This window comes from Massilia luteola, from assembly GCF_034420155.1.
In the GTDB taxonomy this organism is placed as follows: domain Bacteria; phylum Pseudomonadota; class Gammaproteobacteria; order Burkholderiales; family Burkholderiaceae_D; genus Telluria; species Telluria luteola.
The window spans coordinates 72389-96132 of the sequence record NZ_JAXOFN010000001.1; the positions used below are offsets into that span (position 1 = coordinate 72389).

A 23744-nucleotide genomic window follows, 5' to 3' on the forward strand; every position below is an offset into this window, starting at 1 on the left:
GGAGGCAACGATGAACACGATGCGGCGGCAGCGCGGCATGACCCTGGTCGAAGTCCTGGCCGCGCTCGCCATCGCGTCGGCGCTGCTGGTCGGCCTGTCCCGCATGATCGGCGACTCGATCGACGAGCTGAAGGAACAGCAGGCCGCCCTGCAGCAGGCCCAGGTCGTGACGGCTGCGGGAAAGTACATCGCGGCGAATTACGGCGACCTCGTCGCCGGCACGGGCGGGGGCGCCGTCACGGCCGTCACCGTGGCGCAACTGAAAACGGCCGGCTTCCTGTCGGCGGGTTTCGCCGTGACCAATCCGTACCAGCAATCGACCTGCGTGCTCGTCCGCCAGCCCGCGGCCGGCAAGCTCGACGCGCTGGTGGCCGGCTTCGGCGGCACCGCGATACCGGACCGCGCCATCGCATCGGTGGCCATGATGGCGGGGCAGGGCGGCGGCTACGTCAGCGCCGCGCAGCCCGGCACGGCGCGCGGCGCGTCCTGGGAACTCGTCACGACGGCCTATCAGGGCGTGGCCTGCGCCGGCACGACGGTCCTGGACGGCACCGCCGCCCACGACGGCGGCCACCTCGTGTCGAGCCTGTTCTACGACGGGCCGGGCCAGTTGTCGACCGATTTCCTCTACCGCGACACCGTACCGGGACGCCCGCAACTGAACCAGATGAACACGCCGCTGGGCTTCGCCGGCGCCGCGCTCGTGACGCCGGGGACGGCCTGCGGCAGCGCGGCGGCGATCGGCATCGACAGCGCGAGCAGGACGGTGGTGACGTGCGGGACGGACGGCCTGTGGCAGGCGGCGTCGACGTGGAAGGCGCCGGTGACGGATTTCGCCGACCTGCCCGCCACGGGCAACACCGTCGGCGACGTGCGCATGGTCACGGCGCTGAACCGCGGCTTCACGTACAGCGGCACCGCCTGGGTGGCGCTGGCGGTCGACGAGAGCGGCAACCTGCGCGTTCCCGCGACGGTGTACGCCGACACGGTCGACACGGCCACGGCCATCGTCACGGCCGGCACGATCACGGCAGACAAGACGATCTCCTCGACGAACGGCGGAATCGCCAGCAACTGGGTGGTCGGCAGGAACTGGCTGGAGGGGCCCACGATGTATCTCAATCAGGCTACCGCACCGGGCACGCCCTGCAATATCCCGAACGCGGACGGCAGCGTCACGTACGCGATCGGCTCGTTCAAAAAAGATGCCAACGGCGTCCTGCTGGCGTGCCAGCCACCGGACAACGTCTTTAAATATCTGAATGGAACGTTGACCCCATGAGCGGAATATCCACACCGCGCCGGGCGGCGGCACTGCTCGCGTGCGCGTTCGCGTGCGGCCGCGCGCACGCGTGCTGGGACGACGCCGGCGCACGCTACGGCGTGAACCCCTATCTGCTGTATGCCATCGCCAAGACGGAATCGAACCTGAATCCCGCCGCGATCGGTCCAAAAAACAAGAACGGTTCCTACGATATCGGGCTCATGCAGATCAACAGCAGCTGGCTGCCGACCCTGCGCCGCTACGGCATCGGCGAGGCCGAGCTCATGGATGCCTGCACGAACATCGAGGTCGGGGCGTGGATCTTGTCGGGGAAGATGCAGCAACTGGGCAATTCATGGACGGCCGTCGGCGCCTACAACGCCGGCAAGCCCAAGCTGCGCATCGCCTACGCGCAAAAAGTCTATCGCAACCTGCCGCGCGCGGCCATCGAGGCCCAGCGTTGATCGGTTTGCGCCGCATACATCATTGTTGAGACGTCCGCGCGGCTGCGCGCATGACCTTGGAAGTTGATATGAAAACGATTTCATCTACGGTGGCGCCGCTCGGCGACAGTCCGGTTGCCGAGACCGCGTCCAATGCCAGGCCCGAGACCGGCCGCGCGCCCAGGCGCACGTTCGGATTCTCCTTGCCGGTGCTGGGTCGGCGCCCGAAGACGCAGCCGCCGGCGGCGACCGTGCAGGCACCGTTGCAGCGGCTGGAGCAGTTCAGCGCCCGCCACGCGCAGGCGCAGGCGCCGGCGCGGGTCACGCTGGCGCAACTGATGCGTGCGCCGGAGCATCCGACGCTGGCGGACCTGATGCGGGCGGATGACGAAGCGCGTGCCCCGTCCGCACCTGCGCCTGCGCCTGCGCCTGCGCCCGTGCGCACGGAGGCCGCGCCGGCCGCGCGCCCGAAGACGTTCGGCAAACTGGCGTCGGGGCCGAAGATCGATTGCATGGCGGACACGCTGACGTCGATGCATCGCCTGGACGACCAGCAGGTGTCGCAGATCACGGAAGCGCTCGGCATGGGACCCGCCGCCGCGCCGGGCCGCGAGCGGGATGCGCAACTGAAAGCCGCGGGCAAGTTGCTGCGCGCACCGCTGGATCTCGATCCGCCCATGCCGGACAGCGCGTCGATCGGCCGGACGCAATTCGGGCGGGGCATGCCGCCCGACGCGCTGGCGTCCCTGTCGCGGGCGGCCCGGGCGGCCAATTGCTTCATCGGCGAGCGCCAGGTCACCGGCCCCGACGGGAAGACCGTGAACATGTTGCAGGTGCATTTCGCGAACCGGGCCGACCAGGAAGGCGAGCCACTCGCGTCCCAGCCGGACTCGGCCGGCTTCGTCGCCGTGCAACGGCTGGCGGCGCGCTTTGCCGAAGCGCTGTCGCCGATCGTCCGGACCGACGACAAGGCGTACCGCATCGAGTACGTGGCGTGCCTGCGTACGCAGGGCGGCAGCGCCGACGTGTTCGCGGACCAGCTCGCCCGGCAGATGCCGATGACCTACCGGCCCGCCCGCACCGAACTGACTTCCCGGCACTACATGGACGCGACGATACGCACGTCGCGCCTGTTCAGCCTGCTCCCCGAGGGCGAGCGGGAGAAGCTGGTGCGTGCGGCCCACGTCGCGCACATGGTCTGGGATGAAAAAATCGGCACGGACGAGCACGGCAACCAGCGGCTCGAGGTGCGCGTGATGTTCGGCGGAACGCAGAACATGCGCGACGTGGGCCAGGCCTTCAGCAGCATCGGCCAGTCGGTGGGCAAGGTATTCAAGGCGAACCACGAGGCGGCCGTGCTGGTGGCGCAAGCGGTCGAAGACGCCTACGGCAAGGGGCGCAACGTGAAGTTCGACTTCATCGCCGGCGGATCGATGGGCGGCGCGAGCGCGCAACTGTTCGCCGCCGCGGTCGAGAGCCGGGTGAAATTGCACGACCCGGCGCCGCTGATCCTGTTCGATCCGCAACTGCCGAACCAGACCCAGGCCAACCATGCCATCAAGGACGGCAAGCTCGGCTATGACTACGCCAAGCCGCGCGGCATCGCCATCACGCTCGACTACGCGGAGCGCTCGCGCAAGAGCCTGATGGGCCGCATGAAGGGGCTGGGTTTCAAGTCGCCGGGCCTCGTGCGCCTGAAGCTGGGCCTGAGCGCCTACGACCGGACCAAATACCTGCCCGACGGCGGGACGGAACTGCGTCCGCCGCGCACGTCCGGACCGCCGGGCATGGGTTACCATGCGGATCCGGGCCTGTACAGGATGGCCATCAACCGGTTCACGGGGCTGGTGGGGTTGCAGCGCTGAGTTCGGCGGCGCCGCCCTGATCCGGTGCGGGCGAAAGCGATTTGTCGAAGTCAGCCTCCTTGCCCAGAACGAGGAGCAGGAGTGCCATCCGGATCAGGATACTGTTCGCCGCCTGGCGAAAATAGGCGGCGTTCGGCAGGCTGTCGACGTCGGTGTGCAGCTCGTCGATGCGGGGCAGGGGATGCAGGATTACCACGTCCTTCCGGCAGCAGGACTCCACTTTGGCGCGGGTTAATACATACTTGCCGCGCACCGCCGCCAGTACGTTCCTGTCGTCGATCCGCTCGTCCTGGATGCGCGTCCAGTAGACCACATCGGCCTCCTTCAGCGCGGAGTCCAGGTCGCTCGTCCGGATCGCTTCGAATCCCTGGTCGCGCACGCTGCGGAGAATCGGATCGGGAATCTGGAGTTCGGGCGGCGCGACGAACAGGAAACGCACGCCCGCATGGAGGCATAGCAGGATCACGAGCGAAGGCACGCATCGGCCAAACTTCAAATCGCCCACCAGGGCGATCGTCACCCCGTTGACGCCGCGACCCTGCCGTTCCTCGATGATGGTGAACAAATCCTGCAGCGCCTGCGTGGGATGTTCGCCGGAGCCGTCACCGGCATTGATGACCGGCACGCTGGAATACGCGGCCGCGTCCCTGGCGGCGCCGAGCTGGTGATGGCGCATCACGATCACGTCGCAATAGGACTGGATCATGGTAATCGTGTCGGCCAGCGTCTCGCCTTTGGCCAGCGACGAGTTGACGGTCCCGGTCGTACTGTTGACCTGGCCGCCCAGGCGCATGAACGCGCTGGCGAAACTCATCCGTGTCCGCGTGCTGGGCTCGAAAAACAGATTGCCGAGGATGTAGCCGTCGAGAATTTTGCTCCTGGCCTTCCGTGCGGCGACGGGCTTCATCCGGCGCGCCAGGTCGAACAGGGTATCCAGCCCGGCAAGGTCGAATTGATTCACTGAAACGATACTGCGGTTCTCGAATTCCAAGGCATTCTCCGTTGTCCACCAGGCCGGTCAACCGCGCATCCTAGAAGAGAACCTGGCAAAGATCCAGACGCCACCTCGGAGAAATATTCACTGCGCATCGCTTTGAAAGCAGGTTGACGGCATATCGACAGCAAACTGCAAGCTTGTCGGGCCGGGCGCGGCACGGAACCGCCTCCGACCCGGTGGCCACTCACGGTACGACGCGCGCCAGACCCGATGCGGCGCGGTGCGTAACCATGGACGAGGAGAAGACATGTTCAAGTTGTATTGCGTGGCACGCCGGGCGCTGATCCACTGGCAAATCCACCGGCTCGAGCGGCAGGCGGATCATATCGTCGCAGCACGCCAGGCCGCGCTTGACCGGCTGAAGGAGATCCAACGCGCCTGCGTCGAAAAGCAGGTGCGATTGCGCGGGTATGCCTACCACCTGGGCGCGCGCGACGCATGGTGATGGCGGTCCGCGCCACCTGGCTCGACCGCCGGACGACTGGTCAGTAAAAGGCAGCCGCGCTATACTCGAACAAGTCCTACATTACCCAGGTGCATCATGTCCGACGATTTTTCGATATCCCGTGAATTACTGGAGGAGCTGATCGCCCTCGTCAATTCCGGCCAGAGCTTCTCGGATATTCATATCGAGCAGGACATGCCCGTGATGATCAAGTCGCCGCGCGGGTGGTGCCAGGTCGGTACCGAACCGGTCACGCTCGAGGACATGCTGCCCGTGCTCAACGCCATCGACGAGGATTGGGAAGACAAGATCGTCGAAAGCGCCATCGACCGGCCGTTCATCCTCACCGACTACCGGCTGCGCTGCAACGTGTTCCGCTCGTCGTCCGGATCGAAGACCACGATCTCGATCCGGCGCCTGCCGCTGCGGCCCATCGCGCTGGAGCAGACGGGCCTGCCGCACTACGTCAAGACCGTGCTCGAGGCGACCCGCGGCATCATCCTGATCACGGGGCCGACCGGCTCGGGCAAGACGACGACCATCGCCTCGATGCTCGACCACATCAACGCCACGCGCAGCGCCCACATCATCACGATCGAAGAGCCGATCGAGTATCAGCTGCGGCGCAAGCAGTCGATCGTGTCGCAAAAGGAAGTCCCGACCGACACCGCGACGTTCTCGTCCGGCCTGCGCGAAGCGCTGCGCCAGAAGCCGGACGTGCTGATGGTGGGCGAGATCCGCGATTTCGACACCGCCGACACCGTCCTGCACGCCGGCGAATCCGGCCACCTCGTGCTGGCGACGATGCACACCAACAGCGCCGTCAGCGCGATCTCCAAGCTGCTGGGCTTCTTTCCCGCCGAGCAGCGCGAGCAGCGCGCGGCCGGGCTGTCGCAGTCCCTGGTCGCGGTGATTTTCCAGACCCTGCTGCCGAACGAGCAGGGCGACGACGTCGTGCTCGCCTATGAAATGGTGTTCAACAATAACCAGCAGGTCGCGCAGTACATCGCCGACCCCGGCAAGCTGCACCTGATCGGCGACTTCATGCGCCGCAAGGAAGACAGCATGTCGCGCAGCCTGAACGACGTCCTGGTCCAGCTGATCGCGAAGAAGGCGGTCAACGCCAAGGACGCCATGCGCGCCACCTACAACCGTCTCGAGCTGCACGAGATGGTCAACGCCAAGCGCTGACACCCGCACCCGTTCCGCGCCCGCTTCGCACGCGGGCGCGCCGCTTCGCCGGCCCCGCCCGCCGGCGGCGCATGTGCCGTCATCCTGTAGAGGGACCCTCCCTCAACCAACCGTACAGGTACCGACATGAGCACGTGCGTGCATGCCCATTATCCCCCACAGAATCTTCCCGACTTCCCCAAGCCCCCGGCCGGGCCGTCCCCGCAGCAGCAGACGGACGAATGGGTCAGGCGGCTCGACCACCTGTCCGTCAAGCTGAAGCAGCAGGCCAGGGACGACGACCACGAGCACCGGCCCAAGCGCAAAGCCGACGCGCCGGCGCCGGCCCATGACGATGCCGACGGCGAACCGGAAACCAAGCAAAAGAAGACGTCCCAGCCGCCGGCGCACACCGGCGTACCCGGCGGCGCCAGGCCGGAACGGGGCCAGCCCATGCCGCAACCGACCGGCGTCGTCGACGTCGACAAGCCCATCATCGTGAAGGCCGGCGAGACGTTCGACGGCGGCGGCAAGTACTACCGGCCGACGAAGGCGCTCGGCGACGGTTCCCAGGGCGAGCACCAGCAACCGGTATTCATCCTCGAACCGGGTGCGACGCTGAAGAACGTCCAGTACTCGGGCGCCGACGGCATCCACCTGATCGGTAGCGCCAACCTCGACCACGTCGTCAACCGCGACATCGGCGAGGACGCCATCACGATCGACGGCGCGAAGAACCGCATCCACGACGCGAAGCTGGCCGGGATGTCGGCCGACGACGTGCCGAAAGGGCCGGCGAAGGTCGTCATCACGAACAGTTCGTTCTACAACGGTTCCGACAAGGTGGTGCAGGACAACGGCGACGCCGAGGTGCTGATGAAGAACGTCTACGTCAACGGCGCCGGCAAGGTGTTCCGCACGAACGGCGGCCAGCCGATCACGAGCCGGCTGACGGTGGAGGATTCGACGTTCGAAAACGTCAAGGAGTCGCTGTTCCGCACCGATTCGAAGACGTCGAGCGCCAGTTTCTCGGGCATCGACGATGGCGGCATGAAGGTGGATGCACTGACGCCGGACGCCGCCCGGATCAGTGGCACCGGCAAGGTCTCGTACAAGCCATATTCGGGGTGAGGTTGCAGCGGGCGGCGCGGCGGCGCCGCCCGTGCCGGGCGGGATCAGAACGCGTCGGGATCGTCTTCGTTCATTTCGGCGCGGCGCCGCTTGGCGCCTTGCAGGACCTTCTGCAGCATCATGATGCCGAGCGTGCCGATAGCCTGGTCCAGCGAGTCCTGGTCGGCCTTGTCCTTGTCTTTGTCCTTCTTGTCGTTCGTCTTTTCGGTCTTCGGCGGCGGCGAAGGGGGTTTGCTGCCCGTCCTGCTCGTGGATGTCATGTCGTCCTCCTGAAAGTGTCGGTTGCCGGTGGTGGGGATAGGCCGCTCATGCGCGCAGCCAGACGTAGTCGCCGCGCGCGAGGTTCTCGAACATGTCGTCGCGCGCCTTGAAGATGTTGTCGCGCCAGTAGCGCCCGTGTTCGACGTAGTGCTCGATCATGGCGAGCAGCCACTTGCCGTCGACCTCGTCGTTGAGTGCCACGCGGGCAATCAGGACGATGGCGCCGGTGGCGACTTCCAGGCCGAGCTGCGCCTGGTCCTGGGCGTAGACGGCCAGGTTGGCTTCGAGCAGCAGGCGGAACACCCGCAGCGTCCGGCCCGCCGTGACGACGCCGTACTGGAACGTCACGTACACCGCGTCGCCGTCTTCCTCGAAATGGTCGACCGCCACGTCGAAGCTGTCGATGTCGAGCACGCCGCGCGCGAGCACCTCGTCGGCGCCGGGCACGTCGCGCAGCACGCAGATTTCGTGGATCAGTTGATCGCGTCGTTCGAGGCTCATCGTTCGCTTTCCGTCGCACCGGTGGAATAAAAAAAAGCCGGCCGGGAGCGGGTTGCGGCTCCCGGCCGGCGCGCCATGCGCGGCCCGATGGCGCGCCGAGGACCTTACTGGACGATGTCCTTGGCCGCCTTCAGGCCCATGGTGTTGATCTTGGCGTGCAGGGTGGCCAGGTTGATCGCGTTTTCGGCTGCGGCGGCGGCCTCGATCGCTGCGATCTGGGCGCCGGTGTTCAGAGTGACGGGTGCGTCTGCCATGATGTTTCTCCTGAAAGTAAGTGAACTACTGCTGGATATGTGTGCGGTACTGCCGCACACGCTGGTTTGCCGGCCGTGCGCTTGGCACATGGCTGGCGGGACTACTGGATCGCCAGGCGGCACAACTGGGCCGCGGCGCGGAATCCGTCGGCCACCGCGCGCCCGGCCTGGGCTTCGGTGCTCGCCGTGTCGGTCGAGCGCGCGGCGCAGGCGTCGGCCAGGTCGTCGAGGGCCTGCGCCGCGGCGCGGACCTCGTGGTGGCGCCTGGCCTGGCCGCCCGCCTGGGGCAGGTCGTCGAGCACGTCGATCAATGCTTCGGTCATGACTTCGTACATTGCGGTCTCCTATTGCAAGGTGGTGTTGCCGGAAGCGTCGGCCTGGAAGTTCTTGGTGCCGTCGCTCGATTCGATGTAGCGCACGCTGTCGGCGTTCAGGGCCGAATCGACCTTGCCCGCGACGGCCAGCTCGTCGATGCGCTCGACCTTCACGCCGACCGTGAGCGCCAGCGGCGCCATGTCGTTGCGGAAGCGCTCGACCACGTCGCGCACCGCGCCGGGCTGGCGCGCCGTGCCGGTCACCTCGAAGCGCGCGGCGCCGGCGTAGCGCACCGTGACGTGCGGCTCGTGCAGCGATTCGGCCAGTTCGCGGGCGATGTCGTCGGCCGGCTTGACCTGCCAGCGCAGGCGGCTGCCGGCGACGCTGCGCAGGCTGGCGTGCGCCTTGCGGGCCGCCGCGCCGTTCGCCACGATGCCGCTGGCGACGAAACCGTCCGCCTGCTCGCGCAGCTCGATGCCGGGTTCCCGCAGGCGGTCGAGCGCACCCCGCACGTCGGCGATGCCGACCTGGGCGAGCGGATGCGTGGCCGCCTGCGACGTGTTGCCCACGGCCAGCGCCAGGGCGCCGGCGCCGACCGAGCCGACCAGCATCGCCACCAGCCCGGTACGCGTCCACGAGCCACGCGGGGCGGGCGGCACGTGCACGGGTCCGTCCGTGGCGGCATCGGCATCGGCGGCGGCCGGCGCGGTGAGCATCGTTTCGAGCAGCCGCACGTCCGACGGCCACGGCGCGGCGGACGGGCCGGCGCACAGCACCACGTCGCCGAAGCGGCGCGGCGTGAAATCGTCCAGCGTCGACGGGGCGCCGGCCGTGCCTTCGGCGGCGATCGTTACCCGGTCTTGCGCGTCGGTTGCCAGTTGCATGGTGCCCTCGTTCCAGTCCTGGATCAGGATGTCGGCCGTCGTTTCGGAACCGATCGACATCGTCGTTGGATTCAACTGTATCCGGGCGCCGGCGTGGAAGCCGGTCAGGATGCGAAGTTCTTTGGTCATGAACGAATCTCCTATTCAGTGTGATGCGGTTGCGGCAGCCGGATCACCAGCCGCGGCCGCGGCGGATCAGGGCGGCGAGCGCGGACATGCCGAGCGCGCGGCCTTCGCGCGTCCGGTGGCGCCCCAGGTTCAGCAGGACGATCGGCAGCAGCAGGTTGACCGACTCCTCGGCGTCCGACAGCGGGCGTGCCGCGCCGGCCGGCCTGGCTGCGGCGAGCAGGCGGTCGCGCACGTCCGCCAGCGTGGCGGGACGCGTGCGCTCGGTCTCCGGGATCGCGAGGAATGCGCGCACGATGGCGAGGATCGGGTAAGTCGGGCTGGCGGCCGGGCCCGCGCCCGGCGCCGCGGCGCGCTTCACCACCGCGGGCAGCGCCAGCAGCGCGCGTTCGGCGCGAGCCCGAGAGTCCCTGGCCGTGGCCGCGGCCCGCCACTGGGCGAGCAGGCGGGTGTCGTCGCGCGCCGGACGCGCCACCGCGCGCATCGTCCAGCGGGGGCCGGTGCGCGGCCCGGCATCGGCGGCGGCCTGCTGGCGGGCGAAGCCGCCGGCGCCGCCGGGGTCGCGCCCCTGCGACGACGACTGCTGGTCGCGCGCGTTGCGTTCGCCGGTCTGCGCCACCTGGCGGTCGTCGCGCAGCAGGTGTTGCTCGAGCATCATGAGCAGGTCTTCGCTTTCGGCGCCGGGATCGGCGCCGTGCGGATTGTCGGCGTCGCGCTTCTTGCGGCTGGCCGCGCGGCGCCGGGCCGCCAGGCCGGGCCCGTGGCGGCGCAGGTGCGGCAGCAGCGGCAGCGGTTCCTGCGCCGCTGGCTGGTCGGTCTGGGTGGCCGGCCGGGGCGTGTCCGGCGCGGCGGCGGGGAGCGGTGGCAGCCAGCCGCCGCCGATGCGCGGGATGCTCATACGAACATGACCTCCCACAGGCTGCGCGCGAAGCCCAGCACCGCCATGCCGCCCCAGGGCGCGCTGACCATGATGGCGACGGTGACGATCACCAGCTTCACGCTTTGCGAAATGCTCGAGTCCTGCAGCGACGTGATCGCCTGCAGGAAGGCGACGGCGAGGCCCGTGAGCGCGGCCACGGCGACGGCCGGCAGGGACACCATCAGGCACAGCTTCAGTGCCTGGGCGGTCAGGTGGGTGAGGTTATCGTATTCCATGACGTCACTTGTAGGTGGAGATCAGGCCGTGGACCAGCATCGACCAGCCGTCGAGCGAGACGAACAGCAGCAGCTTGAACGGGATCGCGACGTTCGTCGGACTGACCTGCGACAGGCCGAGCGCCATCAGCACGTTCGCGACGACGAGGTCGATCACGATGAACGACAGGTACAGCAGGAAACCGATCTTGAAGGCGGCGGTCAGCTCGCTCAGGATGAACGCCGGGGCCAGCACGATCAGGTCGTCCTCCTTGAGTTCGGCCGCGCGCCCGGGCGGCCAGACCTGGCGCGCCGAGCGCAGGAAGAACGCCTTCTCGCGCGCCGTCGCATGGGCCTTCAGGAAGGCCCGGAACGGCTCGCGCCCGGCGTCGAGCAGCGGCATGACCTGGGCCCCGGCCGCCGCGTCGCCCTGCAGGTGGGCGCGGTGCATGGCGTCCATGCCGACCGGCGCCATCACGAAGCAGGTCACGATCAGGGCGACGCCGTTGAGGACCGAGTTGGGCGGCACGCCTTGCAGCCCGAGCGCGTTGCGCAGCAGGCCCAGCACCACCACGATCTTGGTGTAGGACGTGACCACCATCGCCACGAACGGCAGGACCGCGAGCGCGAGCGCGGCGATCAGCAGCGAACCGACGTCAGGCGCGGCGTTCATCGGCGCTCGCGATACGGTGGATGTGCAGGCCGAGCTGGTCGCCGATGGCGACGAGCTCCCCGAAGGCCAGGGTCTGGCCGTGCGCGACGAGCCGGATGTCGGCGTCGGCCAGCGCGACCGGCAGGGTGAGGAGGTAGCCCGGCTGCAGGGCGGCGATCTGCCCGATCGGCAGGTTCACCGTCACCACTTCGATGTGGACCGGCAGTTCGACGTCGCTGACGTCGATCGGGGTGGCGGCGGCGTCCGGCGCGGCGCGCAGGGACAGGTCGGGATCGTGGCTCATGGTGGCGGGATGGCTTTCCAGGATGACGTTGCGGGAATCGATGCGCGCGCGCGCATGGACGGCGTGACCGTTGGCGGCGCCCCACAGCAGGGTCGCCCGGTCGAGTGTCGCGTGCGGCTCGAGGCCGGGTGCGGCCGGCCAGCCGAGCAGCACGTCGCCCGCACGCAGGGTGCGCAGCAGCGCGGGCGTGGCGTGGCGGGTGCGCAGGCGCAGCGTGGTCGGCAGCGCCAGCGTGGCCAGCGCCGGGGGCAGGGCGGCGCGGCCGCGCGGGCCGATGCGCGCCGCCAGCGCGGCGGCCAGCGTGCCGGACACCGCGGCCACGGTGGCCGTGGCGGTGGCGCCCTCGTGGTCGTATTCGAGATGCAGTACGCCGGTGCGGCCGGCGGGCGGCGCGGCCAGGCGCAGGTCCTGCACGGCCGGCCGCGTCATGCCATGGCGCGCCAGCGCTTCCAACGGGCCCGCCAGGTACAGGCTGGCCACGGCGGCGCGGCACGCCGCCTCCGGTTCGAGGGCGATCGCTTCGAAGGCGGCGCCGGCCTCGACGTACAGGTGCAGCTCGCCCTGGTCGCCGGCGATGGCCAGGTGCGCCGTCTTGCCGGTGCGCGCCGGCCCGGCGGGCAGGGCGCGCACGGTGCCGTGCAGCGCGCCGCGGGCGTCGTACAGGGTGCGCGCCAGGCCGGCCAGCGCCGGTGTGTAGTGGCGCAGCCTGTCCGCGAGCGGGATGGTTGCCGTGGTGGTTTGCATGGGCTTCCTCAGTTCACTTCCACATGGACCGCGATTTGGACCGTGATATGCGCGCCGAGGCGCGCTTCCAGACGGCTTTGCAATGCGCCGCCGTGGTCACAGATTAGCTGGCGGGCCCTGGCGTCGCGGGCGCCGAAGCGAAGCGCCAGCGTGCCGTCCGAAAGCAGCAGGTGGAGCCGGGTGCGCGGCAGGATGGCCGGATCGAGTTCGACCACGACCTCCCAGCGCCCGCCGGCGTGTTCCAGCGCGGGGCTGGTGCAGAAGCGGGCGATGCGTTCGGCCAGGTGGTCGGCCACCAGCTCGGCCTCGGCGGCGCGGGCGCAGTGGGCGACGAGCCGTGCGCCGATGGCCCGGGTCGGGTCGTCCCGCGCGGCGCCGGGCAGCGGCGGGCGCGGCGGCGGGGGCAGGGCAACGCCGTGGTCCGGCGGGCTGCCGTCGCCGTCGCCGCCGTGCCGTTCCTGGCCGGCCTCGCCGTCGTTCTCGCGCGCGTCGTCGCCGGCGGGCCGATCCCTGTCGGGCACGACCCTGTCGGGTACGACCCGGTCCGGCAGGTCCAGCGCCTGGCGCGCCTGGTCGAGCAGTTGGCCGAAGCGCGTGCCGGCGGCCGCCGGTTGCGCCACCACGATGCGCAGTTCGCGCGGCGAGCGGATGCGGGTCATCGGTGCCTCCCGTTACAGGCCGAGCTGGCCGACGGGGCGCAGGTCGATGTCGCCCAGTTCCTGGAACGAATACACCTGCAGCCAGTGCAGCCGCTGCGCGATCATGCGGCGGAAATAGCGCCGGATGTCCATCGACGTGACGACCGCGAGGTTCGGCGGCGGATTGGCGCCGACCAGGTGTTCCAGCGATGCCAGCAACTGGTCGATCTGCTGCGGTTCCAGGGTCAGGTAATTGCCGGCCGGGGTCTGCTTGATCGCCTGGCGGATGGTCTGCTCGACTTCGACGTCCAGCACGATCGCCGCCAGCTGGCCGCCGCCGGCGGCGCGGTGGGCGATGAAGCGGCCGAGGTCGCCGCGCACGTATTCGGTGAGCAGCAGCAAGTCTTTTTCCTTGGCGCCCCAGTTCACCAGGCTCTCGAGGATGGCGCGCTGGTTGCGGATCGGGACGTGTTCCTCGAGCAGGCGCTTGAGGACCTCGGCGATGCGCAGCACCGGCATGACTTTCTGGACTTCTGCCACGAGGCCCGGATACTCGGTCCCGACCCGGTCGAGGATCCACTGGGTTTCCTGGACGCCGATGAACAGGTGGGCATGCGCCCGCACCGCCGCGCCCACGGCGTCCGCCAGCGCGCGTTCGGGACGCTCCGGCCGGGCCGGCAGTTCGGTCGCCGGCTGCGGGACGTCGTGCAGCATGATCTCGTACGCCATGCCGGCGAGGGCGTCGGCCGTCCACACCGCGGCGCGCGGGAACGGCAGGCCCAGTTCGTCGACCAGCGCGGTGCGGGCGATGTTGAATGCGCGGTTCAGCTCGGCGGTATCGAGCCGCTGCGCGAGCGCGGGGGAAAGGCGCACGGACAGCGGCGCGGAGAACGCCGGCGCCTGCGCGGCGATGGTCGGGGCCTGGCCCTTGGCGCCGTCGGCGCGCAGCGCGGACAGTTCCGGGCCGGCGGCCGGCTCGCGGTCGAGGACCTGCTTGCCCATGATGCGCGCGGCGGCGAACAGCGCGGCCGCGAGCAGGAGGAACATCGGCCACGGAAAGCCCGGCACGAGCGCGAAGCCGAGCAGCATGGCCGCCGCGCTGTACAGGGCGCGCGCATTGGTGCCCAGTTGCTTGACGATCTCGGTGCCGAGCGAGCGCGGCTTGCTGTGCTCGTCGGACACCCGTGTGATGAGCACGCCGGCCGCGACGGAAATCAGCAGCGAGGGGATCTGCGAGACCATCGCGTCGCCCACCGACAGCACGGCGAAGCGGTCGGCCGCGTCGGCCGCCGACATGCTGTGGTAGGTCACGCCGATGACGATGCCGGCCACGATGTTGACCATCGTGATCACCAGCCCGGCGATGGCGTCGCCCTTGACGAACTTCATGGCGCCGTCCATGCCGCCGTGCAGCTGGCTCTCGATCGACAGCATGGTGCGGCGGCGCTGCGCCTCCTCGGCGGTCAGGTTGCCGGCGCGCACGTCGGCATCGATACTCATCTGCTTGCCCGGCATCGCGTCCAGCGTGAAGCGGGCGCCGACCTCGGCCACCCGTTCCGACCCCTTGGCGATGACGATGAACTGGACGATGGCGATGATCAGGAACACGACCAGGCCGACGACCAGGTTGCCGCCGACGACCAGCTCGCCGAAGCTTTCGATGATGTGGCCGGCCTCGGCGTGCAGCAGGATCGACTTGGTCGAGGCGATGTTCAGCGACAGCCGGAACAGCGTGGTGAACAGCAGCAGCGACGGGAACGAGTACAGCGACGTCGCGTTCGGGATGTACAGCGTGACCATCAGCAGCAGCACGCTGATCGTGATGTTGAGCGCCAGCAGGGCGTCGATCAGGACGGTCGGCAGCGGCAGGATCATCAGGGCGATCACCGCGACGATGAGCACCGCGATCGAGACTTCCCCTCCCAGGTCGTTCAGGCGGAATGATTTCATGGGCGTCCTCTTTGTCATGGGTTGGGGCTCGGGGCCCGCATGTCCTCGACCCACGCCAGCACGGCGGCGACCGAATCGAACAGCGGTTCCGGAATGGCGTCGTTGACCGCCACGAGGTACAGCGCGCGCGCCAGCGGCGGGTTGCCGACGATCGGCACGCCGAAGCGCATGGCCTGTTCGCGGATCACCCTGGCGTCGCCGTCGACGCCCTTGGCGATCACGCGCGGCAGGCCGGTCTCGCCGGGGTCGTAGCGCAGCGCCACCGCGTAGTGGGTCGGGTTGACGACCACCACGTTGGCGTTGGCCACCGGTTCGTTCGGCGCGGCGTTGGCGAATTCGCGCCCGAGCTTGCGGCGCTCGTTCTTGATGTGCGGGTCGCCCTCGGAATCCTTGTTCTCGCGCTTGACCTCGTCCTTGCTCATCTTGTGGTCGCGTACGAACAGCCAGTGCTGGATGCCGTAGTCGGCCACGCCGACGATCGCGTACAGCACACCGGCGATGCCGAACACCTTGCACAGCACGCCCCAGGCGGCGTCGGCCAGGCCCCCGACCGGCTGGTAGACCACGCCGAGCATCAGCGGCACCAGCAGCATGCCGGTGCGGTACAACACGGCGCCGATCAAGAGGGCCTTGAGCACGGTCTTGAGCAGGTCGATCAGCGAGCGCACCGAAAAGATGCGCTTCAGGCCCGAGGCCGGGTTGATCGCGTCGAACTTGAGTTCCAGCGGCTTGAGCGAGGTCTGCAGGCCGACCTGGGCCACCAGCGCGCCGGCCGCCGCGAGCGCCGCGACGGCCACGACCGGCAGCACCAGGATCAGGCCGCGGGTGGCCGCGGCGACGAGCGCGTCGCCCACCCGCAGGTCGTCTTGCGCGCGCTTGACGTCGAGCCCGCCGAGCAGCAGCAGGCGCAGTTGTTCGGCCATGCGCCCGCCGGCGAGCGAAAAGCCCAGCCAGGCGCACAGCAGGATCGCGGCGAACGGCAGGTCGGTACTCTTGCTCGTCTCGCCGTCGCGGCGCGCGTCGCGCAGCTTCTTGTCGCTGGGTTGTTCGGTTTTTTCGTCGGACATGGCGGCTCCTTCCGATCGGCATTGTCGGCGCCGCGGCGCGGCCGGCCGGCGCTCCGCGCGAAGCGGCGGCCCCGCCTGCGAAGTCCGGGGCGGGCGCGGCGGGGCCTTCGTTTGGCGCGCGGGGACTTCGTCTTTGGTCCGCGGGCGGCGCCGGGCGGACGGTAAGGTGTGCGTCATGCCGCTCGACGCGGCCCACCCAACAGGAGCGAACCATGTCCGTGTCCCAATGCAGTAACCGCCTGATAGCGGCGTTGATCGAGGTCTTGATGTTCGGCGCCAAGCATGGCCATCTCGAGCAATCCGAACGGGTCCTCACCGCCTTGCACATCCTGCGCCCGAATTTCGTCGAGCTGCACGCCTACGATGCCTGGATGCTGATCCGCCGCCACGACTTCGCCGGCGCCCTGCGCTACCTGCGCGACCTCGAACAGCGCCCCCTGCGCGGCGCGTTCGGCCCGTACGTCAACGCGCTGCTGGCCGTGGCCTTGTACGGGCTGCAGGACCCGTCGTGGCGCGCGTACGCCGACGACGTCATCAACCGCAACGAGGACCAGGATTCCGTCGACATCGTCAACGCGCTGCTGGGCAAGGCCGGCACGCGCCGCGCCGCCGCCCGCGCCGAGGCGCAGGTCGACCTCGTCGACATGCAGAAAATGATGCAGCAGCGCCACCTGCGCGCGTAGGAGCCCGCCATGACGATCCCCATCCAGCCCCTGCCGCCGATCGGCACCCTGGCGCCGCCGTCCGCGCCGCAGGCGCTTGCCCCGGCGGGCCCGCGCGCGCAGCCCGCCAGCGAACTGGTCGACCTGTTCCGCGGCAAGCTGGACGCCGCGCGCCTGGCGCCCCCTGAGGCGTCGCGCGTGCACGGGCCGTCGGCGATGACCGAGGCCGTCACGCGCCAGGACCACGCCTTCGCCGAATTCGGCGGGCGGATCGACCGGTTCGCCGCCGAGGCGCCCTTCATGTCGCAGCAGGAACTCGTCGGCGCGACCACGAAGATCCAGTTCGAGGCGGCGCAGATGGCCTGCAAGATGTACGGCGGCCAGATGGTGGCGCAAGGCGTCAAGACGTCGGTGCAGACCTTGATGAAGAACCAGTGATATGGCGACCCATGCGAAACTCCTGAAGGCGTGCGTGCTGGCGTGCGGCACGGCCTTGCTGCTGAGCGGTTGCAGCAAGCAGCTGTTCGCGCACCTGCCCGAGCGCGACGCCAACGAAATGCTGGCCGTGCTGCTCGAGGCGCAGGTCGACGCGTCGAAGGCGTCCGACGACGGCGGCAAGACCTGGAACGTGGACATCGACGGCGACCAGTTCGCCCGCGCCATGGACGTGCTGCGCGCGCACGGGCTGCCGCACCAGCGCTTCCAGAACCTGGGCGACATGTTCAAGAAGGACGGCCTGATCTCCACGCCGACCGAGGAGCGCGTGCGCTTCATCTACGGCGTGTCGCAGCAGCTGTCGGAGGTCTTGTCGCGCATCGACGGCGTGGCGTATGCCAGCGTGCAGATCGTCCTGCCGAACAACGATCCGCTGGCCGCCACGGCCAAGCCGTCGTCGGCCGCGGTCTTCATCCAGTACCTGCCGGGTACCGACGTGGCCACGCTCACGCCGAACCTGAAGAACCTGGTGGTGCACGCGGTCGAGGGGCTCACCTACGACAACGTCAGCGTCACGATGGTGCAGGGCGTGGCGGCGCCGGAGGCCCTGCGCGAGTCGAACAAGGGCTCGCCGGCCTGGCGCTGGGGCGGCGCCGCGCTCGGCCTGCTTGCGCTGGCCGCCGCGCTGGCGTTGCTGGCGCGCCGCTTCGGCATCTCGCTCAAGGCGGCGGTCCAGCGCGTGCTCAAGCGTTCCGGGGCCCACGCCGCATGAACGCCGCGCCGCCGCCGGAACGCCTGGCCGCCTGGCTCGCCGCCTACGAGCGGCGGGTGGCGGCGCTGGCGGCCGCGCTGGGCGAACGCGCCTGCCGCCGCGTCGGCGTGCCGGTGCCGCACGGCGCGGGGCGCGCCTGGTACGGCGCGCGCGCCGCCTGGCTCGGCGCACCCGCGCCCCTGAGCGGCTTCGCCGCGCACGCCAATCGCCTGGCCCTGCTCGACGAGGACGCGCTGCCGCGCGTGCTGGCCGCCCTGCGGCTGTATCCCGCGCGCGGCGCGCTGCGCCGGATCGTCTCCGGCGCGCAGCGGCGGCTGCTCGCCGGCGCGGTGGGCGAACAGGCGTTCGACGCGCTGGTGCGGCTCGGCCTGCAGGCACCCGGGGCCGACGCGGCACCGCCGGCCGAGGCGGCGGATGGCACGCTGGCCGCCGCCGGCCACGCGATGCTCGTCGCGGACGGGGCGTTGACCCTGGACGTCGCGGCGCGGCTGGTATCCCTGACCCTCCAGCATGCGGCGGACGCGCGCCCCGCCGCAACCGGCGCGAGCACGCCTTTCCTGGCGGACGCCGCGCTGATTTTTCCGGAGTTCACATGGTTATTTGGTTGAGATCGCCGCGTGGCGGCATCGGCGTCGGGCAGGATGTCCTGCGAGCCGGCGATATGGCCGGACTGGTCGCCCTCGACGGCGCCGCCGAGCAGTGCCGGCAGCAGGGGGACACGCTGATCGCCGCCGCCGAGGAAGACGCCGAGGCGCTGCGGCAAGCCGCGCGGGACGAAGCCGCGCAGCTCATCGAGGCGGCGCGCGGCGAGTACGACACGGCCGGCCAGCGCGGCTACGCGGCCGGCCAGGCGCGCGCGCTGGAAGACGCGCAGGAAACCATGCTGCGCGCCGCCGCGGCAGAACACGACGCGCTGCTGGCGCTGCGCGCGCGCATCGCCGACGTCGTGCTGCGCACGGTCGCCCGCACCCTGGGGGACGCCGATCGCGACGCGCTGTTCGCGCGCATCGGCGCCGACCTGTCGCGCCACCTCGACGACGCGTCTTACCTGTCGGTCCGCGTGGCGCCGGAAGACGTCGATGCCGCGACCCGCGCGTTCCGCGCCGTGTGCGAAGAGCACCGCTGGCCGCTGAATCCGGCGGTGAGCGCCGATCCCGATGCGCAAGCGGGCAGCTGCGTGTGCGAATGGGACCACGGCATCGTGAGCGGCGGCCTGCCGCTGCTGCTGGACGCGCTCGAACGGGCCATCGGCGCGCTCGAGGCCGGCGCCGCGGCGCCCGACGAGGACGCCGCCGAGGCGGACGAGGAAAACGAAGACGGCGAAGACGAAGACGAAGCCGAAGCCGAAGCCGAAGCCGAAGCCGAAGCCGAAGACGAAGACGAAGACGAGGCGTACGACGACACCGACTGGGACACGCCATGAAGGACGCCATCGCCTTCCTCGACGCGCTGGGCGGCGCGCTCGACACCGCCGGGACAGTGGTCCGGCACGGCAAAGTGGTCGAAGCGGTCGGGACGCTGCTGAAGGTCGGTGGCATCGACGTCATGCTGGGCGAACTGTGCGAGCTGCGCGACGCGCGCGGCGCCCTGCTGCAGCGCGCCGAGGTGGTCGGTTTCACGCGCCAGTTCGCGCTGCTCGCGCCGTTCGGCGACGTGACCGGCCTGTCGCGCGCGACCCGCGTGGTGGGCCTCGGCCGGCCGCTGTCGGTGCCGGTGGGCGAAGCGCTGCTGGGACGCGTGCTCGACGGGCTCGGCCAGCCGATCGACGGCATGCCGCTGCCGTCGGACGCGCTGCTGCGCCCCGTGATGGCCGCGGCGCCGGATCCGCTGACGCGGCGCATGGTCGACACGCCGCTGGATACCGGCGTGCGCGTCATCGACGGGCTGCTGACGGTCGGCGAAGGCCAGCGCTTCGGCATCTTCGCGCCGGCCGGCGTCGGCAAGAGCACCTTGCTCGGCATGCTGGCGCGCGGCGCCGCCTGCGACGTCAACGTGATCGTCCTGATCGGCGAACGGGGCCGCGAGGTGCGCGAATTCATCGAGCTGATCCTGGGCGAGGACGGCATGGCCAGGAGCGTCGTCGTGTGCGCCACGTCGGACCGCTCCGCCATCGAGCGGGCCAAGGCGGCCCACGTCGGCACCGCCATCGCCGAGTACTTCCGCGACTGCGGGCTGCGCGTGTTGCTGATGATGGACTCGCTGACCCGCTTCGCCCGCGCGCAACGTGAGATCGGCCTGGCGGCCGGCGAGCCGCCCACCCGGCGCGGCTTCCCGCCGTCGGTCTTCGCCGAACTGCCGCGCCTGCTCGAGCGGGCCGGCATGGGCCCGGACGGTTCCATTACCGCCTTTTATACGGTGCTGGCCGAGGACGAGGAGGGCAACGATCCCGTCAGCGAGGAAGTGCGCGGCATCCTGGACGGGCACATGGTGTTGTCGCGCAAGGTAGCGGCGCGCAACCGCTACCCGGCCATCGACGTGCTGCACAGCCTGAGCCGGGTCATGACCCTCGTCGCCACGCCCGAGCATTGCGCCGGGGCCGGCCACGTGCGCAAGCTGCTGGCGAAGTACGACGACGTCGAGCTGTTGCTGCAGATGGGGGAATACCAGCAGGGCACGGACCCGCTGACCGACGAGGCGATCGCGCAGCACGAGCCGCTCGACGACTTCCTCAACCAGCGCACCGACGACTTCGCGGACGGCGCGGACACCCACGAATTCGTCGCAGGGTTCGCGCCGCAATGAGTGCGGCGGCCATCGGCACCTGGCGCGCGATCGTCGCCGCCAAGACCCGGCGCCGTGGGCGCATCGAGGAAGAAGCGGCGCGCGACCGGCAGGCGCTGGCCGAGCGCGAGGCCGCCCGCGACGCGGCCCGGCGCGAGGTGGAGCAGGCCCAGGCGCGCTGCGGCGCCCACGCCGACGGCACGGCCGCGCGCTTCCGCGGCGCCGCCGCGCTGTCGGTGGCCGACTACCTGCGCCACGAGAACTGGCGCGGGGTGCTCAAGGACGCGCTCGACGCGGCCCGCAAGGACGAGCAGAAGGCGGCCGGCGCCGTGGAACGCCACCAGGACAGGGTGCGCGCGGCGGAGGCCCGGCTGGCGCGCGCCGACGCCGCGCTCGACCGGTGCCGGGCCAGGCTGGACGAGGTGCGCCGCGCGGCCGCCCACGCCGCCGAACTGGCCGCCGACGAGGAAGCGCTGGACAACCTGCTGGCCCGACGTTATGCGAGTAAACGATGACCTACGATACCCACGCCTGGCTCCGCGCCCTGATGGACTGGTACGACGCCTACCACACGCTGATCGTGCTGGTGCTGCTCACCGGCATCCGCATCATGGTGGCCTTCATCGTGCTGCCGGCCACCGGCGACACGGCGCTGCCGGGAACCGTGCGCAACGGCGTCGTGTACGTGCTCGCCTTCTTCGTCGCGGCCGGGCAGTCGCCGCAGGCGTTCGAGACGGCGGGCAGCGCGATGCTGATCGTACTGGCCTGCAAGGAAGCCTTCCTCGGCCTGGCCTTCGGCTTCGCGGCCGCGCCGGTGTTCTGGATCGCGCAAAGCGTCGGCACGCTGATCGACGACATGACCGGGTTCAACAACATCCAGATGACCGATCCGCTGCGCGGCGACCAGAGCACGCCGGTCTCGAACCTGTTGCTGCAGCTGGTGACGACGCTGTTCTACGTCGGCGGCGGCATGACCTTCCTGCTCGGCGCGCTGTTCCAGTCGTACAAATGGTGGCCGCCGCAGGTGATGCTGCCGACGCTGGCCGGCGCGGCCGAAGCGTTCCTGATCGGCCGCACCGACACCGTGTGGACCGCGCTCGCCAAGCTGGGCACGCCGGTGATGCTGGTGCTGGTGCTGGTCGACGTCGGCCTCGGCATCATGGCCCGCTCGGCCGACAAGCTCGAGCCGAACGCGCTGAGCCAGCCGCTGCGCGGCATGATCGGCATGGTCATGCTGATCGCGCTGGTGGCCGTGTTTGCGTCGCAGGTGGTGGGCGACGTGCTGCTGGGCGACCTCGGCTCGCAACTGGCGAAGGGCATGCTCGGCGCGCCGGCTCCGTAGGGTGGGGTGATTGATGCCGGGGGCATCAATCACGTGCCCACGCGCGACGATGGCGTTGGCGTTGGCTCGGCCTCGAATGACCCGAGAGTTGAGGTTTGTTGTGGATTGCGCTGCGGTTTGTTGAGATTTGCTGGCTCGTATCGCGCTTACCATGATCTTGTCGCCGGGATAACCCGGCAGCAAACAGATCAACCGGGAGGTGCACCATGTTTTCGACCATTTATTTCGCCCTGTGTTCCGGACTTGCGCAACGCGGCACCTTGCCCGACTATGCGGCCGCCATCCTCGACGGCGCCGCCGAGCGCGCGTACTGCGCCGTCGACGAGGTGATCGACAGCGCGGCGCGCAGGCTGGGCGAAGCGGACGTCGCGCGCCTGGTGGCGGCCGGCGACGCCTCGCTGCTGCTCGGCCACGACGAAGACGCCGAGGACCTGTACCGCCGCGCGCAGAAATTCACCGTCAACGACAACGACCGCCTGCGCATCATGTCGTGCCGGAACACCGGCTGGCAGCTGATGATGCGCGACCGCTATGCGACGACGGCGAAATGCTTCGCCCGCATCGTGCAGGACGGCGCCGCCACGGCGGGCGAGCGCATCGAGGCGCTGATCGGCGTCGCCCTCGTGCAGCACCAGCTGGGCCTGCAGCGCGACGCCGACAACGCCCTGCTGGAGGCGGCGACGCTGGCCGACGGCCACGCGGAGCCGGGCTGGCGCATCGTGATCGGGCTGCTGGCGCGCGAATTCGACGTCCAGCTGCGCATCCGCACCTCCACCACCTTGAACGACCATGCGTTCTGGAGCTCGGCGCAGCTGGTCCAGACATACGCCGGCAACCAGCGCGCCGAGGTCACGCGCAAGCTCGTCGCCACCACGGCCATCCTGGCGCCGCTGCCGGCCCTGATCGCGCAGCGCAACGATTATCTGGAGCGCCTGGCCGCGCTGGCCGACGGCGACCGCCTGGCCGCCGCGCCGCTGATCGCCATCGCCCACCGCGGCCACAATTTCCGCAGCGGCATCCAGGGCCTGCTGACCAAGATCGATATCGCGCTGGCGGCGTTCGCCGGCGGCCTCGACGACGTGGCCGAAGGCGTGATGGGCAAGCTCAACCGCGCCGAAACCGACCTGGGCACGCGCCGCTGCAACTTCGACTACCTGTATTGCGTGGCCCGCATCGCCGCGCGCCAGGGCAATCCGGTCCAGGCGCTCAAGCTCTACGCCAACTACACGGCCGAAGTGCTGCGCTGCCTGCGCAGCGAGGCGCCCGAGTCCGGCACGGTCCATCCGCAGGCCGGCCGCGCGCTGGCGGTCGACGACCTGTCGGCCCGCCTGCCGGCGAAATACCGGCGCGCGTACCGCCACATCGTCGAAAACCTCGAGCGCGCCGACCTGAGCACGCGCGAAGTCGCCGCCCAGATCGGCGTGACGGAACGGGCGCTGCAGATGACCTTCAAGAGCTCGATCGGCATGACGCCGGGCGGCTTGATCCGCAAGCTGCGGCTGGACGGCATCCGCGACGACCTGCTCAGCGGCGCCCGGGTCAACAGCTCGATCGTCGACACCGCCAGCCGCTGGGGCGTGAAGAGCCGCTCGGTGCTGGCCAAGGGATACCGGCGCCAGTTCCACGAGTCGCCGTCCGAGACCATCTACGGTTGAGGTGCCGCCGTC

General features: G+C 69.9%; 28 protein-coding genes. 15 read left to right on the forward strand and 13 right to left on the reverse strand.

Annotated features, from left to right (window positions below):
* Positions 1-10: 10 nt before the first annotated feature.
* The 3 genes from pilV (at position 11) to U9J41_RS00400 (ending at position 3572) form a co-directional block, all read left to right on the forward strand.
* On the forward strand, positions 11-1282 hold the full coding sequence (gene pilV / locus U9J41_RS00390) for a shufflon system plasmid conjugative transfer pilus tip adhesin PilV (protein ID WP_322399626.1): 1272 nt from the start codon (positions 11-13) through the stop codon (positions 1280-1282).
* The gene (locus U9J41_RS00395) at positions 1279-1728 is read left to right on the forward strand and encodes a lytic transglycosylase domain-containing protein (RefSeq protein ID WP_322399627.1); all 450 of its coding nucleotides are present in this window, start codon (positions 1279-1281) and stop codon (positions 1726-1728) included. Before pilV ends, U9J41_RS00395 begins: the two co-directional genes overlap by 4 nt.
* Before the next feature lie 68 nt (positions 1729-1796).
* Positions 1797-3572 (forward strand): type III effector protein, encoded by a 1776-nt coding sequence (locus U9J41_RS00400; protein WP_322399628.1) that lies wholly within the window; start codon positions 1797-1799, stop codon positions 3570-3572.
* On the opposite strand, the gene pyrB is transcribed toward U9J41_RS00400, so the two are convergent.
* Positions 3544-4563 carry an aspartate carbamoyltransferase gene (pyrB, locus tag U9J41_RS00405; RefSeq protein WP_322399629.1) on the reverse strand — a complete coding sequence of 340 codons (1020 nt, stop codon included), beginning with the start codon at positions 4561-4563 and terminating at the stop codon, positions 3544-3546. The two genes, U9J41_RS00400 and pyrB, sit on opposite strands and share 29 nt — an antisense overlap.
* Before the next feature lie 253 nt (positions 4564-4816).
* Between pyrB and U9J41_RS00410 the strand changes: the two genes are divergently transcribed.
* The 3 genes from U9J41_RS00410 (at position 4817) to U9J41_RS00420 (ending at position 7315) form a co-directional block, all read left to right on the forward strand.
* Entirely contained in the window at positions 4817-5014 is a 198-nt protein-coding gene (locus U9J41_RS00410; RefSeq protein WP_322399630.1) for a hypothetical protein, read from the forward strand.
* A gap of 96 nt (positions 5015-5110) precedes the next feature.
* Positions 5111-6205 (forward strand): type IV pilus twitching motility protein PilT, encoded by a 1095-nt coding sequence (locus U9J41_RS00415; RefSeq protein WP_322399631.1) that lies wholly within the window; start codon positions 5111-5113, stop codon positions 6203-6205.
* A 126-nt stretch (positions 6206-6331) separates the two neighbouring features.
* Positions 6332-7315 (forward strand): pectate lyase, encoded by a 984-nt coding sequence (locus U9J41_RS00420; protein WP_322399632.1) that lies wholly within the window; start codon positions 6332-6334, stop codon positions 7313-7315.
* Between the two features lie 44 nt (positions 7316-7359).
* Here U9J41_RS00420 and U9J41_RS00425 read toward each other — a convergent pair whose 3' ends face one another.
* From U9J41_RS00425 to sctU, 12 genes are all read right to left on the reverse strand, one after another.
* Positions 7360-7575, reverse strand: coding sequence for a hypothetical protein (locus tag U9J41_RS00425; RefSeq protein ID WP_322399633.1), 216 nt, complete (start codon positions 7573-7575; stop codon positions 7360-7362).
* 46 nt (positions 7576-7621) lie between these two features.
* Positions 7622-8077: a CesT family type III secretion system chaperone gene (locus tag U9J41_RS00430; protein ID WP_322399634.1), complete on the reverse strand. Its 456-nt coding sequence runs from the start codon at positions 8075-8077 to the stop codon at positions 7622-7624.
* A gap of 104 nt (positions 8078-8181) precedes the next feature.
* Complete coding sequence (locus U9J41_RS00435; RefSeq protein ID WP_322399635.1) at positions 8182-8331, reverse strand: hypothetical protein; 150 nt, start codon at positions 8329-8331, stop codon at positions 8182-8184.
* A 101-nt stretch (positions 8332-8432) separates the two neighbouring features.
* Positions 8433-8666, reverse strand: a complete 234-nt coding sequence (locus U9J41_RS00440; RefSeq protein WP_322399636.1) for a hypothetical protein — start codon at positions 8664-8666, stop codon at positions 8433-8435.
* A gap of 9 nt (positions 8667-8675) precedes the next feature.
* Positions 8676-9659, reverse strand: a complete 984-nt coding sequence (gene hrpD5, locus U9J41_RS00445; protein WP_322399637.1) for an HrpD5 family protein — start codon at positions 9657-9659, stop codon at positions 8676-8678.
* Between the two features lie 43 nt (positions 9660-9702).
* Positions 9703-10554, reverse strand: coding sequence for a hypothetical protein (locus U9J41_RS00450; protein ID WP_322399638.1), 852 nt, complete (start codon positions 10552-10554; stop codon positions 9703-9705).
* Positions 10551-10811 (reverse strand): type III secretion system export apparatus subunit SctS, encoded by a 261-nt coding sequence (gene sctS, locus U9J41_RS00455; RefSeq protein WP_322399639.1) that lies wholly within the window; start codon positions 10809-10811, stop codon positions 10551-10553. The genes U9J41_RS00450 and sctS overlap by 4 nt, the downstream gene beginning before the upstream one ends.
* A gap of 4 nt (positions 10812-10815) precedes the next feature.
* A complete protein-coding gene (sctR, locus tag U9J41_RS00460; RefSeq protein ID WP_322399640.1) occupies positions 10816-11463 on the reverse strand; it encodes a type III secretion system export apparatus subunit SctR in 648 nt (215 codons plus the stop codon).
* The gene (gene sctQ, locus U9J41_RS00465) at positions 11447-12490 is read right to left on the reverse strand and encodes a type III secretion system cytoplasmic ring protein SctQ (protein ID WP_322399641.1); all 1044 of its coding nucleotides are present in this window, start codon (positions 12488-12490) and stop codon (positions 11447-11449) included. Before sctQ ends, sctR begins: the two co-directional genes overlap by 17 nt.
* Before the next feature lie 8 nt (positions 12491-12498).
* Positions 12499-13149 (reverse strand): type III secretion system protein SctP, encoded by a 651-nt coding sequence (sctP, locus tag U9J41_RS00470; RefSeq protein WP_322399642.1) that lies wholly within the window; start codon positions 13147-13149, stop codon positions 12499-12501.
* A gap of 12 nt (positions 13150-13161) precedes the next feature.
* Complete coding sequence (locus tag U9J41_RS00475; RefSeq protein WP_322399643.1) at positions 13162-15078, reverse strand: FHIPEP family type III secretion protein; 1917 nt, start codon at positions 15076-15078, stop codon at positions 13162-13164.
* Positions 15079-15092: 14 nt separating this feature from the next.
* Positions 15093-16145 (reverse strand): type III secretion system export apparatus subunit SctU, encoded by a 1053-nt coding sequence (gene sctU / locus U9J41_RS00480; RefSeq protein WP_322399644.1) that lies wholly within the window; start codon positions 16143-16145, stop codon positions 15093-15095.
* 212 nt (positions 16146-16357) lie between these two features.
* On the opposite strand from sctU, the gene U9J41_RS00485 reads away from it, so the two are divergent.
* The 9 genes from U9J41_RS00485 (at position 16358) to U9J41_RS00525 (ending at position 23732) form a co-directional block, all read left to right on the forward strand.
* Positions 16358-16828, forward strand: a complete 471-nt coding sequence (locus U9J41_RS00485; protein ID WP_322399645.1) for an HrpB1 family type III secretion system apparatus protein — start codon at positions 16358-16360, stop codon at positions 16826-16828.
* 9 nt (positions 16829-16837) lie between these two features.
* Entirely contained in the window at positions 16838-17245 is a 408-nt protein-coding gene (locus U9J41_RS00490) for a hypothetical protein (RefSeq protein ID WP_322399646.1), read from the forward strand.
* A gap of 1 nt (position 17246) precedes the next feature.
* The gene (sctJ, locus tag U9J41_RS00495; RefSeq protein WP_322399647.1) at positions 17247-18014 is read left to right on the forward strand and encodes a type III secretion system inner membrane ring lipoprotein SctJ; all 768 of its coding nucleotides are present in this window, start codon (positions 17247-17249) and stop codon (positions 18012-18014) included.
* Positions 18011-18622, forward strand: coding sequence for a type III secretion protein HrpB4 (locus tag U9J41_RS00500; RefSeq protein ID WP_322399648.1), 612 nt, complete (start codon positions 18011-18013; stop codon positions 18620-18622). Before sctJ ends, U9J41_RS00500 begins: the two co-directional genes overlap by 4 nt.
* A gap of 53 nt (positions 18623-18675) precedes the next feature.
* A complete protein-coding gene (sctL, locus tag U9J41_RS00505; RefSeq protein WP_322399649.1) occupies positions 18676-19437 on the forward strand; it encodes a type III secretion system stator protein SctL in 762 nt (253 codons plus the stop codon).
* Entirely contained in the window at positions 19434-20756 is a 1323-nt protein-coding gene (sctN, locus tag U9J41_RS00510; RefSeq protein WP_322399650.1) for a type III secretion system ATPase SctN, read from the forward strand. The genes sctL and sctN overlap by 4 nt, the downstream gene beginning before the upstream one ends.
* Positions 20753-21250 carry a hypothetical protein gene (locus U9J41_RS00515; RefSeq protein ID WP_322399651.1) on the forward strand — a complete coding sequence of 166 codons (498 nt, stop codon included), beginning with the start codon at positions 20753-20755 and terminating at the stop codon, positions 21248-21250. Before sctN ends, U9J41_RS00515 begins: the two co-directional genes overlap by 4 nt.
* Positions 21247-22077, forward strand: coding sequence for a type III secretion system export apparatus subunit SctT (gene sctT / locus U9J41_RS00520; RefSeq protein ID WP_322399652.1), 831 nt, complete (start codon positions 21247-21249; stop codon positions 22075-22077). Before U9J41_RS00515 ends, sctT begins: the two co-directional genes overlap by 4 nt.
* A gap of 206 nt (positions 22078-22283) precedes the next feature.
* Positions 22284-23732, forward strand: a complete 1449-nt coding sequence (locus U9J41_RS00525) for a helix-turn-helix transcriptional regulator (RefSeq protein WP_322399653.1) — start codon at positions 22284-22286, stop codon at positions 23730-23732.
* Positions 23733-23744: the final 12 nt, after the last annotated feature.